Below are 14,920 nucleotides of genomic sequence, written 5' to 3' on the forward strand. Positions count from 1 at the left end.
TAATTATCATTTAGATCCTATAAAGTTCTTTGCGTTCAAACATAAGCCTAATTATGGATTTAAAGGTAATTACAACAATGTATAAAAAATCATTATTGTCAGCTTCTATTGTACTCGCCCTAGCGCCAAGTGTGCATGCTGAAGAGTATGCACTATTTGATGAAGTAGTGGTATCCGCTTCACGTACAGAACAACAACTTGAAGATGTTGCTGGATCGGTATCTGTTGTTACAGCAGATGATATCGAAAACAACATGACATCAGGTTTGGAAGATGTATTTAAGTACACACCTGGGGTCACAATTCAAAGTAATTCACGTCAAGGTGTTCAGAGCATCAACATTCGCGGTATGGAAGGAAATCGTATCAAGGTGTTAGTCGACGGGGTTTCTCAAACAAATCAATTTACCCCTTCTGGTACTCAATCATACAACTTCATAAACTCTTCTCGTGTTGATGTAGACACCGATCTCTTAAAGTCAGTTGAAATCGTTAAAGGTGCAGCGTCATCTCTTTACGGCTCAGATGCGATTGGTGGTATCGTTGCTTTTGAAACGATTGATCCTCAGGACCTTCTTGATGGCCGTGAGTCAGGTGGCCACCTCAAGTTCAACTACTCTTCAGCAAGTAATACTTTTAGTGAGTCTGTCGCTGTAGCTAAGAAGTTTGATGATTTGGAAGCGCTTGTTGCCTTTACAAGACGTGATGGTGACGAACTTGATAACTTTGGGACGCCTGACAAGCAAGAAACAGCAAATAATAACTTACTTGTAAAACTGGATTACAAAGTCAATGACGATCACCGTGTTAAGTTCACTGGTAATGTGATTCACAATACCGTAGATACTGACCTTACAAGCACTAGCTACACCAACTACACAGGTGACGACACCACTGAACAGCAACAAATTGGCATCGAGCATATTTGGAACACTAATGCTCAGTTCGCGGACACTCTTACTTGGCAGCTCGATTGGCTGAAAAAGGAAGAAAATGGTGTTACAAACCGCACATCGAATGGCGGAATGTTTTTGCCAACAGCAGGTAATGTTCAAAAGAAAGACTATATCTACGAAGACAAAGGGATACAGTTTGATTTGCAGCTAGATAAGTCTTTCTCTGTAGGGAATGCAGAGCACTACTTGATTTATGGTGCCGAGTATTCTGATAAAGACATCAAAAATCTTAACAATGAATATAACTCCATTGATGCTGACAAAGTCATTTTCTATATACCTGCAGCATCTGAAACACGATATGGCTTCTTCGTGCAAGACGAAATAACGTTAGGCAACCTTGTTGTTACACCAGGTATTCGTTTTGACTCTTTTGAGACAGATCCAGGAGATGCAAGCGCAAACCCAAGCGGGAACGACCAATCAGAATACAAAAAATACTCTGACTCTGCATTGACAGGCCGCATTGGCACAGTCTATACGCTAGATGAACAAAACAAAGTTTTTGCTCAGATTAGCCAAGGCTTCCGCGCACCAGACTTCCAAGAACTATATTACTCATTTGGTAATCCAGCTCACGGTTACATTAACTCACCAAACCCTAATTTAGAAGCCGAAGAAAGTGTTTCTTACGAGCTAGGTTGGCGCCATAATACCAACGTTTCTTCCTCAGAAATCTCGTTGTTCTATAGTGATTATGACAACTTCATTGATTCGCAAATAGTAAGTGGTTCAAATACACCCACTGACCCTTCGGTATACAAAAACGTAAACATAGACGAAGCCAAAATTAAAGGTATTGAAGCTTCAAACACATTCTATTGGGATGAGATTGCTCCTGTGGAAGGTTTCAGCTCACGTATCGCCGCTGTTTACACTGAAGGTGAGGACCACGAAGGTAAGCCGTTGAACAGCGTAAACCCTTGGAATGCTATCGTTGGTGTCAATTATGACTCACCTACCGGCTCTTGGGGCACATCATTTAGCGTAAGCTATACTGCCGGTAAAGATGCTAAAGACATTAACTCATCAGGCTCTAGCGATGAGTACATCACAATTTCAAGCGCAACGGTGGCTGACCTAACAGCATACTATGTTCCTGTTGAGGATCTAACGCTACGTGCTGGTATTTTCAACCTTGCAGACAAAGAGTACTACAACTGGAATGACGTACGTGGCTTAACTGAGGAAAACAAAGATTTGACTCAAGCAGGTCGTAACTGGGCAATTACTGCTAAGTACGAATTCTGATAAATCCAACACACTGTCTATAATTCAAAGCCAGCCTTATGCTGGCTTTTTTTGACCTTTCAACCAAAGATAGCTAAACGCAAAAAACAAAAAAGCCCCCGAATCTGGGAGCTTTCGTAGTTCATTCAAAAAAAGATAACAAAAAATGTTATGAATGAAACGGTAATTATTTTGAGCTTGTCATCTCTTTCTTAACCATTACAGCTGACGTGACGATGAAAGCGATGATGAGACCTAGCTCCATTGATAACCCCTATTGTTTGCAAAGTTGATAGACTGGACTAATTTTTGAACAGCGCCATTCTAACACTTTTAAAATTCAATGATAGCTCTTAACGATATTTTTACGATTTTTATCGACTAAGATCAAAATCAGTGCGCCTAGCCTCATTTTCAACAGAATTCTCGGTCAATATTACTGTTAATTTTGTTAAAAGATTATGCTAAATCAGCTCTACTTCATAGTGACTTTTCCGCCAATAATTTTGTATGCGGGAGCACCTCTAATCAATGCTTCTCTCGCAAACTCACGACCACATTCAGGGCAATGGCACGCCAGTTTTGTGTAATCTTCGACAATACGCTCTTTAAAACACTTCACCAGTGCCCCTTTACCGCCCTTTCGGTATTTGAAGAGCTGAGATTTGCACTTAGAGCAATAGATATCGACGGTTTTACTGGGTTGCTTCTTATTCGGCTTTGCCATGTAACATCTCTAAATCTTCGCTTAGCTTCTCTGGTTTCAGCCAAACCTGACTAAAATCAAACCAACCGAGCGCATTACATTTTGCGTTTTGCAGCGAGCCACATTGGTCTTTACTGATTCCCAACCAACAATGAAACATAGGAATGATCTGCATTTTCTCTACGAGAGATTTTCCTAAGTCTTTTGCTGGGAAAACGCTATTTTCTTCTGCTTGCCAAACCTCAACAAGGCTAGACCAATATTTAAAGTCTTCAGGCTTACTCAACTGCTCAATATCGCTATAGTTAAGTAGCCAGCCAGCTAAGCCATCTTCGCGATTGTTAGCAATACCCATCGGTTTGACCCAAATATCAACATCATCAATATCTGGTAGAGTGATGTCATACTTAATAAGCTCAACTTCTAAGTTATCTTGCTTCAATAACGACTCAATACACTTTACCAATGTTGGAAACATTGGGTGCTGTCCGTGGTATGCGATCGTTACTTTTCGGTAGGAAGGCGGCGACGTATAGTGCCCTTGCCTAGTATGGTGATACCAGCCTGGCTTCAGCCCATGGGCAGGTAGCACACCTAATTCCACTATCTTTTCCTGAGGAAGTTCCTGATATAGATTCAGGGATCCAAGGCGGTGGCTGAAGTAATTCGCCCATTCATCAGATTTCGCTAACCCACTACTGCGGTTGAGCAACAAATAGGTACAACCCGGGTCAAGTTCAACTTCATCACTGTAGGTTCCGGTTTCAGGTTTAATTGGATTCGTCATACTCGGAAATACCATTGATGAATGAATATCATCAATAACCCAGACTTCTACACGATCCATTAGAGGCCTGAAACCGAAATAGCCATCAAAAGCTTGTAAAACAAGCCTTTTGTCATCATTTTGAATTACTTTGTAAGGCCCTGTTCCAACGGGGTTTATGTCGTAATCTTCCGCTCTGGAATTCTCTGGTAATAGGACTTTAGCGTCAGATTCAGACAATAACAGTGGTAAGTGGTAGTTATTTTTTCTAAGCATAACATCGACAACGCAACGGCCTGGGCTAACCACGTCCTCTATGTGTGAGTACAGGTTTTTGCTCTTTAGTGCGAGTAATGAGTTAACGACCATATCCGTTGTAAGCAGGTCGCCGTTGTGAAAACGTACATTTGGTCTGAGGTAGAACCGCCAATGCTGAGGAGAGAGCATCTCCCATGTGTGGGCAAGATCAGGGCAGAGCTTCTCACTGTCATCAAGGCGAGTCAGCCCACTAAAGATTTGACGAGCAATATGCTGCTCTGAACGACGAACTGGCTTTTCAGGATTGAGCATGGATAGCGGGCGATAGTATGGCAATCGTAAGACTTGTTGCCCTTCTAGCTGCTGCACGCCCAGATAACTTTCAACTACTTGCGCAAGTTTCGCAGAGTCTTGGTCCAGTACTTTAAGCGCTTGGCCAATTTTCCCTTCTTCAAGATATCGCCTAGCGAGGTTTTCGCTGACATCAGTACGGCTGCGTTTGAAGTTAAGTTGAGAAAGCTTCCCTCGCCCTGGAGAAGGATGCCATTCGATCCACCCCTCCTCTTCCATTTTGTTGAGTACAATGCGTGCGTTACGTCTAGTACAAAACAGAATCTCGGTAATTTCTTCAAGTTGAACACCACAATCTTTGCCATTGTAGTGTTCAAATAAGGTTTCAAATTGAACACGAAGTCTGGGGCTACTCATAAAGAGGAAATCTCAAATATATATGACCAGATTAAGTTTCCTTATTTATATCGAAGAAGCAAGTACGTTTTAGGGTTATTGAATATCGATCCCGATTTCGTTTGCGATTTTGAACAGTTGTTGTTCGTTATCAAGCTTGATAGACCATTTGGTCTCAGAGCCATTGGCAGCAATAACGTTAGCACCTCGACCGATGAGCTGAACTGCATCCACCTGAGCCTGCAATGTGATCATGTGTTCTGTAGCCACTTTCACCACAATTTCATGAGCAGTGACGATGATTTTTCCGCTTTTAAATTCAACTACCATTATTGGTTAGCCTTAAGAGATTGTTTAGCGTTGCGTTTCTTCTTCACTGCGATGGTAAGGCGACTGGTACACACTAACCTTTCTCGCTCATCAGTAATATTGATTTGCCATACTTGCGTAGAGATGCCGAGATGAATCGGCTCCGCTCGACCAATAACCTGACCTTCTCGCATCGAGCGAATGTGGTTGGCATTAATATCCAGCCCGATGCAATAGGCATCATCTTCAACACAAAAGTTTGCCGCAACAGAACCTAAGGTTTCTGCCAACACTACCGAAGCACCGCCATGTAGCATTCCCAGAGGCTGGTGGGTGAAATGACAGACTGGCATTGTGGCTTCAATGAAATCTTCGCCAACTTTGCTATAAATGATCTTTAAGTGATCTATCAAAGTATTTTCAGATGTCGCATTTAGACGATCAAGGTCAATAGGTCGTTTCCAGATAGTCATATAAGTACTCGTGATGATTCGTTACAAAGCATTGTAACCTAATGGTATGATTAGCAAAATAATAAGAGTGAAACGGAGCGTTCCATGCATAACTGGTTGAAATATACAGCCTTAGCTACCGTTGTAGGGTTAGCGGCCTGCACCTCATCGCCAACAGGACGAAATCAATTGCTGCTTTTTTCTGATCAAGACATGAGTGCTCTCGGCGCCCAGTCTTTTGAACAAATGAAGCAGCAGCAAAAAATAAGCAAAGACAAAAAGATAAACGCATATGTCCAGTGTGTCGCGAAAGCCGTCACGCAGCAAGTTCCTCAACAACCAGAGTTTAAAGATTGGGAAGTTGTGGTTTTTGATAGTGACCAAGTCAATGCTTTTGCACTGCCTGGAGGTAAAATTGGCGTTTATACTGGGCTGCTCAAAGTCGCGAAGAATGAAGATCAACTGGCAACTGTCATTGGTCATGAAATCGCGCATGTTCTCGCCGATCACAGTAACGAAAGGCTTTCACAATCTCAGTTAGCTAATGCTGGCTTGCAGATTACTGGAGCCGCACTAGGTTCTTCAGAGTACGCTCAGTATCAAAATGCAACCATGGCCGCTTTGGGGCTTGGCGTGCAATACGGGGTGTTATTGCCTTACGGACGAACTCAGGAGTCTGAAGCAGATATTGTTGGTTTAGAAATCATGGCAAAAGCCGGTTTTGATCCGAACGAGAGTATTAGCTTGTGGCAAAACATGGCTAAAGCTTCTGGTGGAAGTCAGCCGCCTGAATTGCTTTCCACCCACCCTTCACACGGCACTCGCATAAACGATTTATCAGCCAAGATAAAGACGTTGCCAAACTACAATGTGAAGAAACCAAACTGTTCGTAAATAAATTGGGGAGCGAAATGCTCCCCAATTTGTTCTAAGTCCCCAATATCATAAGTGGCAGCTGTAAAAGCTGATCGCCTGTCCCGGCGAAATACCAAATGATACCAATCAGGCCAGCTACTAACGCAACGTACCAAACGGCGGCGACAACCTGACCATACCTATCAAGCGGTAATAGATGGCTGTGGTGCCTCCCTCGCCACTCGATGACGATTTCTAATGTGCCCATAATAAGCAAGAAGCCAAACAGCGTTAATCCCAATGAGTAACTCAACGCAACGCCACCAAGCGCAGCCGCTGTACATAGCACAATTCCCATCAGGCTGTTCATAGAGAAGCTGATGCTTTTGAGAACATGACCTCCGTCAAGAGGCAGGATTGGCAAAAGGTTAAATAAATTGAGGAAGGCATTAAAAACCGCCAAGCCCGCAAAGAACATCTCACCCGTTATCCAATAAAGCGCAACTAGGATGAGTGACAATACAAAACCAAACATCGGGCCCATGATGGAGATGACGACATCCTGCCAGCGCGTATTGATCTTTTCATCGCTTAACGCCAATCCTCCAAGAAAAGGCACTAAGTAAATGCCTTTGGTTTTCATACCAAAGTACTTCATCGCCTTAACGTGGCCATACTCATGGAATACCAAACAAGCGATCAATGCCAAAGCAAACTGAAAGGAAAACAGCCAAGAATATGCAGCCAAGCTAGCTGAGGCCAGAACGACCTTAATCAGCTTTGCACTTTTGAAAGCTTTCATCCCAAGTGACAACAAACCAATCAGGCTAAACCTTTTCTCTGGCTCTGGTGGCGTAAACGGTGTTTGCTGCTCTATATCTTTTGTATCGCGGCGACCTTGAGCAATTAACTGTTCATTGAGTATCGCTTTATATTCAATTAAAAAAGGTTGCCAATCGAGTGATGTTTCAAGTCGGCATATCAGCTCTTCTTCACCGTTGAGAAGTTTGAATTCATGCGACGACTCTTTACCACGTTCAGAGTCCGCATCAAACTGGGAAACTAATTGATTATCCCAGAAGAGTTGCTGCCAACCAGCCAAAGAGCCCTCAAGGCGCAAAGGCTTACCCAAAAAATCGATAGAAAGCAGTTCCAATGTCAGTCCTACAAAATTGATATATAAACGCCGCTCATTATGCCGATTGTTATAAAAATGGTAAAGAATAGGGATTGAGCCAGTGACAGCGTCACGACATTAAGCTAACTATTGCGGGAATAATCCGCTAAACCAAGGCAGTTCGTACTCTCCAAAGCCAATACCCCTTTATTTTCGATGGATAAAGTGGATAATAGCGCCCTTGATTTAATACCTATTTATATGTGAGCCCATTATGTCTTCAGAAGCTACCATGCTAGAACGTTGCCAATCTAAGTGTGAATTGTGCAGTGCTGAATCTCAGCTAACCGCTTACGCTGTTCCACCACACAGCCATGTGACTGTGGATCACGCTATTATGGTTTGCGACACATGTCTTGGTGAAATTGACGAGCCTAAAGACATCAACCACTGGCGTTGTTTGAACGATAGCATGTGGAGCCAAGTTCCAGGTGTGCAAGTCACAGCATGGCGCCAGTTAACGCGCTTAAACAGCGAAAGCTGGGCACAAGATGCGCTGGACATGATGTACATGGAAGAAGAACAAATGAACTGGGCCATGATTGGTATGTCTGCTGATGACAAACCACTTGATTGCAACGGCGTCGAACTGAAAAAAGGTGACGACGTAACGGTAATCAAAGACCTACCAGTTAAAGGCACTAACCAAGTCATCAAACAAGGCACGGTTATCCGTGGTATCAGCATTGGCGACGATCCTAAGCTTGTTTCTGGTAAGGCGAATGGCGGTCAATCTATGTACGTAATCGCTGAGTACTGCCGTAAGAAGTAATTCTTTTTTACGACTAAGTAATCAAGAAAGGCGCTCAACTGTGAGCGCCTTTTTCTTAGGTCATTTTTTATCACGTGGAATAAAGAACTTTATTTTACCCCGAAAACTGTCCCATGGATGTCCCAAGGATGCACCTGAATTTTGAAATTGTCCCAAGCTATATGAGATTCCTTACACTGTTAACAGTAACATCCTTCCTTGTTGGTTGTTCTAACATATTTCAAAGCGGATATATCTATCCACCGAATATTCCTAGTTGGGCTGACTATGAATCGGTAAGGCAACAATTTAGTCTGCCAGATGATATCAATGCGGTAGGGTTAGTCGTAACCTACTCCGCACAATATAAATCGTTTGGTTCAATATGTAATGATGGCTCAGCTAGTTCTTCTACAGGTAAAGGAACTTGCTCATGGCACGGCGGTGTTGCTAGGACATATTCAACTACTACAGGGCCTAGATACCTCGTCAAATATTTATTAGGTTCAGATGGGTCTTGTAAAGATCAACAACAATTCTCCAAAGATGTACTTGAAGAAAAGAATATGGATTTTTTCTGTAAGTTAGGACATCTGGGAGAAGCACGAGCCTACAAAGAAGATCGAGTTCCTACATCTGAATTAGTAGGATGGAAAACGTACCTTTATGAGGGCTCTGAAGTGCGAGTGCTAAAGTACCCTCTGTAAATTCATCTTCAATAATCTCAGTAGACTTTGTTTGCGCTTAAACTCACTACTAAACCACCACTTTTGTCGATGGTTTTAGATATGCTCGTTGTTTTCCAGGTGTAGTCACTAATCTCAGAGCGCCAACCTATTGGAGTTATGTGACCTGTAGAGAATGCCTTAATAAGTTCTCTACGCTCAGAGGTTGTAAAGCTAAAGGTGTCATTGCTGGAGGATTTCGCTTGCGCTCGTGCATTACAAGCTTGCTGAGCTTCTTCTTTACTCGGGTAAGTGTACGCAATTTGAAAAACTGCTGAACCAGCTCCTGCTCGTACCGTTCCCTTTTCGCCTGTCTGAACATCTTGCCACTTGGCTTCAACAACAGAGGACTCTTCCCTGGTTGAAGAGCTGAAGCTGTAATCCGATACTTCGCTTTTGAGAATGGACTGTTTAAGGCCTTTGGTGCCTTTCGCATTCTTACCTTCACCTTCTTTTAAAATCATCCAGTTATCATTGGATACCTTACTGATTAACCCAAACTGCTTGGCTATGCGCGTCATCAATGCCATGTCTGATTCAGCTGTCTGGTCCACATGCTCAAGAACCTGAGCGCCTAACTCATCATTAACCAAAGGTGTTAGGCCGTTGCGCTTGGCTACGATATGAAGAAGGTCAGCTAAAGTAATGGACTCCCACATCTGGGTTCGTTGTGTTTGAATGTTTTCTGGTGCACTCGAACCTCCCATTGGTATAGAGGTACCTGAGATGGTGATTTTTTCTGGAAAGCCACTCTCAGAAAAGTTACTGATAGTGAAAGTACCTTGAGGATAAAGCATATCTTCAAAGCCTAAAGCTATTTGAAGCTTTGCCTTTTTGGTCGGCAGTTTCTTTATCTCGGTACCATCCAAAGTGATCGTAACTGTATCAGCTTCTCCTCCTTCATTGTCCGTAATCGTCATTGAAAGGAAGGATGTTTTTATACTGTTCGTGATGTCCTGGTCATTCGCTCTGATGCGATACGCCGGGGCGTAATTTACTCGCTCCATAACGTATCCGAATCATCTTCAACGGGCGGTTCGTAATCAGGAAAAACGATAGTTAATCCACCTGGTAATACTGCCCCATACTCCCCAAGGTGATGATTGGCATCAAGCACAGTAGGGACCGCTTTTTCTGTGCCATATTCCTCAAAGCAAAGGAGATCAAGCACATCGCCGTCTTTAGTTAGATAAGGTTTTCCCATAAAAAATAAGATCCATCGTAAAGTCTTGTTTCTTGGCCAAACCAGCCTGCATAAATTTACTTTTACTATCCTGAAGCTTAGTGAGACACCAGTACCCCATGACATCGCCGGTGCCCGATATCAGTAATTGCGGTTTGCCTAAATTAGCCTGGTAAACCACCTTATCAATTTGCCCTGTTCCAACTTTCTCAAACTGGGTAAAAATTACCCCTTTCAAGTTAGCTTTAGGGTTTTCTTGACCTGTATATTGCAGCGAATCAGTTTGGCCGAATCGTTTCTGACTTGCCCAAACCCACCCATATGTCGTGGTAAACTGCTGATAGGCCAACGTATCAATGGAGAACTTAATGTCTCCCCACATCATCATGATCCTTTCCATTTTTCACCCTATATTGGTGTCATACATCGCAGCTTCTTGTTTGTTCGATAGTTGATTCGCCACCTCTCCGCCTATTTCTTGATTGCTCTGCCCTGGTTGAGTGACGATCTCAATTTTCTCAACGTTTTGATGAACGGTGTTTCCTTTACCTGCAGGTGCAGTCTCTGAATCAATCTCACTGACTCTTGCGGCTAAGTTGCCATAACCATAGCCTTGATAGGCAGGTGCACTTTGCTGGCTATAAGCAGCGTATCCTGTGGTTTTCGGTGCAGGTTTCTTTTCATCGTCATCCCAGGTGAAAGCATCTTTCACTGACATAGCAACATCAACCAAGCCTTCCCACATGCCGTAAATCCAATCAAAGAAAGGCTTGGCCCACTCTTCAATCTCTTCCCAATTCTGGTAAAGCGCGACACCTGCAGCAACTAAGGCACCAACGGCCACGGCTACAGCGCCAATCGGATTCGCGGCCATAACAGCATTAACACCTAGCATGGTAGCCTTCACTGTGCCCAGTGTTTTCACCATACTCATGAGTTGCATACCCATGGTGCCCACGGCCATCACACCCTTACCTGCCATCATGCCGATGACTAGACTCATGACCGTATCCCAGCCACCTATCGACTGAGCAAGACCGTCTACGTAACCGCCTAAATCGACCACCGCACCACCAAAGGCAAGAGAGCCATTAACCGCGGCTGTTAAGAAGTCTACAATCTCTTTCTTATGCTCCCTGGCAAAAGCACTCACACGCAGCGCCAAGTCATCAACAACTGGAGCGACTTCACCACCCACAACACCTGCTACCTCTTGCCAAGAAGAGGTCATGGCCGTGGTTAATGCGGTGTAGGAAGTATTGTAAGCCGTTGCACCATCAGCACCCTCTTGGGTGAGGTTGTTAATTTTTTTCTGCTTATCAAAGATTGAATCTAGGCTTTTTCCGCTGTTCTTGAGGTAAGTGACAATCTTCGCGCCTTCACCACCAAAAAGCATGTCAGCCAAACTGGAAGCCTGCTGGATATCTCCAACCGCCTCTAAGCGCTTCATGATGAACTCAAATTGCTCAACCGCTGACATTCCTTCAAGCATTGCAGCATCCACGCCAAGTGCGCCAAAGACATCTGAAACCGTCCCTTGTTCTCCTAAGCTTTTAAACTCACCAAACTTGTTACTAAGCTCCTCAACCAGATCACCGGTATTCTCAGCATTCAGACCAGCACCTGCAGCAACTGCACCCCAAGCAGTAAATTCTTGGATACTCATGCCGTAAGATTTCGCTAACGCATTCTGCTCTGCTGTCGCCTGGTTGGTCACTGTGGTGAGCGTAACGACACCTGCAGCAAGACCACCAACCGCGGCGGTAGTCGCTACTGCAGCTTTGGCCCCTGCAACTAAATTGGCAGAGAAACCACTGGCTGAAGCGAAGCCTTCAGCACTTCTAGTGGCATCACCTATTTCCACATCAAGCTCTTGGTAGCGCCTGGTTAGCAAAGAAACATCCGCACCGGCTAATTTCGCCTGTTTAATTTGCTTGTTGAGCTGCTTCTGTTCTTTTTCTAACGTTTTGACTTGCTTAGTCGCTTTGCCTAACTCTTTATCGACAACCCCACCCATCTGGGAGAAAGAGTTATCAACCGCGCCACCTAATGTGACGACCGTTTTTAAGTTTTGAACTGCACTCATCACTTACTCTTTTTTGGGATCATTTCGATAAAACGGTTGAAGCGAACCAGATCGAGGTTTTCAATCTCTGTCAGCGTCCAGCCCGTCATGGAGGAAAGTTTGAAGATGACGCTATCTAGGTCTCGCTCGTCGTAACTGAGCAAGGCTGTGATAACTCCGTGTAGGCGCTTGAACACTTTGTGTAATCACCATTATCCATCGCATAGAATAGGTCCACGGGTACATCACAAAGCATCGAAAACATTTCGACATCACGGTCAAAGTTATCATAAAACTCTTTCGAGCCTTGCTTAACCTTCGGTTGATGAGCAGTACCACACTTACCTTTTAGCTTTATCTGGTCACGAACCTTCGGACGGCGCATGACCAATTCCGTAATTTGTTCCCCATTGTGCTCATAAGGAAAAGCTAAGCGAATTTTTTCTTCTGTTTTGAATTTTTGTGTCTCAGACATAATGTTCTCGCATTAAAAAAGGCTGCTCAGATAACTAAGCAGCCCATTGAATTATAAAAGAGGAATTATTTACCTAACGCTTTACGCGCGGCAGCCAACTGGTCAACACCATCAATCTTACGAATCATGTTCTTAGGATCGATTTCATGAATATCTTCACCATCAACCTCATAGCGGTAATAGCTCAGCTTCATCTCATAGGTGTAGGGGGCACTTGAATTAGGTGAGTAAGTACCGCGGTCAATCTTGGTTAAGATGCCGCGGTACTCTTCAATCACCTCTTTGGTGTCGCCTGATTCATCGTCCATAAGCAGGCCACGAACAAAGACAGTGACTTTCTTTCCTGGAATAAGGCCAAACAGGCGCAATGTGTCCGTGTCTTCACCCATCGTCCATGATGTCGAGATTGGATTCATGCCCATATCCATTGGAATCGGCATATCCATACCACCTGAGACAAAGTCCTCTGTGATAACCTCCAGGACTGGCGGCGTGTGGTCTACGATAGCACCGACTTTGTCACGGCCAGCAATGTAAAGACCGTATTTTTTACGTACCCAATTAGACATTCGAAATTACCTCTTCTAAATAACCCATATTAAGACGAGAGCGGAAGATCAAGTGCTCCATTGGGTAGTAAACGCCATAATCAAAATCGAAATTGACAATACCTTTCGACATGGTTTCTGGTGTGTTCAGCTCTTTATCAAGCCACGCATCACCTCCAGGAATAACGCCTTCATAACGCAGCTGCGCCATATACGATTTAACCCCAGAGATAACATCTTGTAGATACTGCGTGGTACCAGGCATATCCACCGCCCAAAGGTGAGCCGACTCAATGCTGTCATTGATCATGTCTGCCACACGACGAACACATTCAAAGGTCCATTTCGGATCGGTTGCACAGCTTCGGTTACCCCAAAAACGATAACCGCCTTCACGAATCACCGTGCTGACCTTGTTCTGGTTAAGCACGTTGGCCACGCAGTTTTCATCACTGAGTTCCCACTCAACTGGAACCCAGGTACCCACTACGTTGTAAATCTCTTGATTAGACTTCGACCAGTGCACCCCCTTTTCAGCATCGATACGAGCACGAAGACCTGCAGCAAACTCTGACGTTGGACGAGGCACTTCTTGGTTAAGGTCGGTATCGTGCACTTTCATCATTGGCCACTGCACTTCCACACGGCTACCAAACGACTTAGCGCGCTTCATTGCATCAATGTAGGTAGCTGTCTGCTCACAATCGACATAAGCAAAGCCACGTAAACGAGCGGCTTGGCTTTCGAGTGCTTTGGCTACCCCATCAATATGAGAAAACCGCGGTGCAATCAAAATACGCGGTTTGTATTGAGTTTCTGCTTTCGCTTCAGAGAGTTTGTTAATGGCTTCAATGATGTTTGAACCCGATTTTTCTGGTGCGGTAATTTTCTTCGCTCGAACTGCAACGACTAAAGCACCAGTTTGGTCCATAATGCTCTTCATTGACTTATATGCCTCTGAGGTCACACCAAGACCTTTAGCTTGGCTAAGTCTACCTGTAATAAGAACAGGTTTTAGCTCTGGAAACGGCTCGTCTAAACCACCTTCAAGGAAGCTCTTATTGAAGATGTCTGGAATACCTGCATCTTCTTCATCGGTTGTGGTGGTACAAAGCACCAAAGCTTTCGCTTCATTACTGCCTTCAATTAAGGCGGGAATGTCAGTGACTTTCGTGGTCGGTAGAGTGTTTGCATCAGTGGCTAACGTAATTGTGATCGCTTTACCAAGTACAGCGACACTTGCCTCTGCGTCTGCCTCAGTAGCTGATTGAATGGTGATGTTGATAGCATTGCCATCTTTACCAGCAGCTACTGCAGTAAACATGAGGTTATCCCCCAGAACTGCAGCACCAACCGCTAAAGACGCCTTTGTTGCTGGACTTGCATCATCAGATTCAAGCGCAATGCCAATCACCGACATTTTGGTCGATGTGATAGCACGAACGCCGTCGTCCATTTCAATCACCTCTGAGCCATGTAACCATTTAGGCATAAGGTTCTCCGTAAAATTTAGGCAAAAGAAAACCCAGCACATGGCTGGGTTGTTGGGATTGTTTAATTATTCGGTGGGAGGTTCTGGCCACGGGTTTTCGGTTTGGATTGTCTCGCGTTCTTGAACAGCTAAATCCATCAAGCGAGTATATTCGCTTTGGTCGCACATGTGCTTTTTGATTTCAGCTTCCTCTAGATAAGGCCTAACACGTTGGGTGTATTCAGATTGACGTTTATCATCCACAGCTTTGTATTGCTCTTGATAAACATCTTTTTCGGTTTTCAA

General features: G+C 44.1%; 16 protein-coding genes and 1 pseudogene. 4 read left to right on the top strand and 13 right to left on the bottom strand.

Translation table 11 applies throughout. From position 1 onward, the window contains the following. The first annotated feature begins 77 nt into the window (after positions 1–77). Entirely contained in the window at positions 78–2,207 is a 2,130-nt protein-coding gene (locus QMA41_RS20890) for a TonB-dependent hemoglobin/transferrin/lactoferrin family receptor (RefSeq protein ID WP_281630527.1), read from the top strand. 454 nt (positions 2,208–2,661) lie between these two features. Here the strand turns inward: QMA41_RS20890 and QMA41_RS20895 are convergent, their stop codons facing one another. The 4 genes from QMA41_RS20895 to QMA41_RS20910 form a co-directional block, all read right to left on the bottom strand. Continuing rightward, a complete protein-coding gene (locus tag QMA41_RS20895; protein ID WP_006961010.1) occupies positions 2,662–2,913 on the bottom strand; it encodes a hypothetical protein in 252 nt (83 codons plus the stop codon). After that, positions 2,897–4,624: an SgrR family transcriptional regulator gene (locus QMA41_RS20900; protein ID WP_281630528.1), complete on the bottom strand. Its 1,728-nt coding sequence runs from the start codon at positions 4,622–4,624 to the stop codon at positions 2,897–2,899. The genes QMA41_RS20895 and QMA41_RS20900 overlap by 17 nt, the downstream gene beginning before the upstream one ends. A 75-nt stretch (positions 4,625–4,699) precedes the next feature. Then, positions 4,700–4,933, bottom strand: a complete 234-nt coding sequence (locus tag QMA41_RS20905; RefSeq protein ID WP_045987261.1) for a DUF3389 domain-containing protein — start codon at positions 4,931–4,933, stop codon at positions 4,700–4,702. Beyond that, the gene (locus QMA41_RS20910) at positions 4,933–5,385 is read right to left on the bottom strand and encodes a hotdog fold thioesterase (RefSeq protein WP_281630529.1); all 453 of its coding nucleotides are present in this window, start codon (positions 5,383–5,385) and stop codon (positions 4,933–4,935) included. The genes QMA41_RS20905 and QMA41_RS20910 overlap by 1 nt, the downstream gene beginning before the upstream one ends. Positions 5,386–5,469: 84 nt before the next feature. Here QMA41_RS20910 and QMA41_RS20915 point away from each other — a divergent pair, with 84 nt between their 5' ends. Continuing rightward, complete coding sequence (locus QMA41_RS20915; protein ID WP_019277826.1) at positions 5,470–6,258, top strand: M48 family metallopeptidase; 789 nt, start codon at positions 5,470–5,472, stop codon at positions 6,256–6,258. A 34-nt stretch (positions 6,259–6,292) separates the two neighbouring features. Here QMA41_RS20915 and QMA41_RS20920 read toward each other — a convergent pair whose 3' ends face one another. Beyond that, positions 6,293–7,375, bottom strand: a complete 1,083-nt coding sequence (locus QMA41_RS20920) for a site-2 protease family protein (protein ID WP_281630530.1) — start codon at positions 7,373–7,375, stop codon at positions 6,293–6,295. Between the two features lie 235 nt (positions 7,376–7,610). On the opposite strand from QMA41_RS20920, the gene QMA41_RS20925 reads away from it, so the two are divergent. After that, entirely contained in the window at positions 7,611–8,168 is a 558-nt protein-coding gene (locus QMA41_RS20925; protein WP_043010325.1) for a PhnA domain-containing protein, read from the top strand. 128 nt (positions 8,169–8,296) lie between these two features. Beyond that, positions 8,297–8,854: a hypothetical protein gene (locus tag QMA41_RS20930; RefSeq protein WP_281630531.1), complete on the top strand. Its 558-nt coding sequence runs from the start codon at positions 8,297–8,299 to the stop codon at positions 8,852–8,854. A gap of 17 nt (positions 8,855–8,871) precedes the next feature. Here QMA41_RS20930 and QMA41_RS20935 read toward each other — a convergent pair whose 3' ends face one another. The 8 genes and pseudogenes from QMA41_RS20935 to QMA41_RS20970 form a co-directional block, all read right to left on the bottom strand. Beyond that, complete coding sequence (locus QMA41_RS20935) at positions 8,872–9,879, bottom strand: contractile injection system protein, VgrG/Pvc8 family (protein WP_281630532.1); 1,008 nt, start codon at positions 9,877–9,879, stop codon at positions 8,872–8,874. Further along, positions 9,867–10,076 carry a tail protein X gene (locus tag QMA41_RS20940; protein ID WP_269981357.1) on the bottom strand — a complete coding sequence of 70 codons (210 nt, stop codon included), beginning with the start codon at positions 10,074–10,076 and terminating at the stop codon, positions 9,867–9,869. The genes QMA41_RS20935 and QMA41_RS20940 overlap by 13 nt, the downstream gene beginning before the upstream one ends. After that, positions 10,054–10,455 (bottom strand): phage tail protein, encoded by a 402-nt coding sequence (locus QMA41_RS20945; RefSeq protein ID WP_281630533.1) that lies wholly within the window; start codon positions 10,453–10,455, stop codon positions 10,054–10,056. The genes QMA41_RS20940 and QMA41_RS20945 overlap by 23 nt, the downstream gene beginning before the upstream one ends. Before the next feature lie 3 nt (positions 10,456–10,458). Then, positions 10,459–12,141, bottom strand: a complete 1,683-nt coding sequence (locus QMA41_RS20950) for a phage tail protein (RefSeq protein WP_281630534.1) — start codon at positions 12,139–12,141, stop codon at positions 10,459–10,461. Positions 12,142–12,256: 115 nt separating this feature from the next. Beyond that, the gene (locus QMA41_RS20955; protein ID WP_171354788.1) at positions 12,257–12,595 is read right to left on the bottom strand and encodes a phage tail assembly protein; all 339 of its coding nucleotides are present in this window, start codon (positions 12,593–12,595) and stop codon (positions 12,257–12,259) included. A gap of 65 nt (positions 12,596–12,660) precedes the next feature. Next, positions 12,661–13,164, bottom strand: coding sequence for a phage major tail tube protein (locus tag QMA41_RS20960; RefSeq protein ID WP_171354789.1), 504 nt, complete (start codon positions 13,162–13,164; stop codon positions 12,661–12,663). After that, complete coding sequence (locus tag QMA41_RS20965; RefSeq protein WP_281630535.1) at positions 13,157–14,635, bottom strand: phage tail sheath subtilisin-like domain-containing protein; 1,479 nt, start codon at positions 14,633–14,635, stop codon at positions 13,157–13,159. Before QMA41_RS20965 ends, QMA41_RS20960 begins: the two co-directional genes overlap by 8 nt. A gap of 66 nt (positions 14,636–14,701) precedes the next feature. Beyond that, a pseudogene (locus QMA41_RS20970) lies at positions 14,702–14,920 on the bottom strand (hypothetical protein); the annotation flags it as partial.

Origin of the sequence: Vibrio sp. St2 (assembly GCF_947311885.1) — a bacterium.
In the GTDB taxonomy this organism is placed as follows: domain Bacteria; phylum Pseudomonadota; class Gammaproteobacteria; order Enterobacterales; family Vibrionaceae; genus Vibrio; species Vibrio coralliilyticus.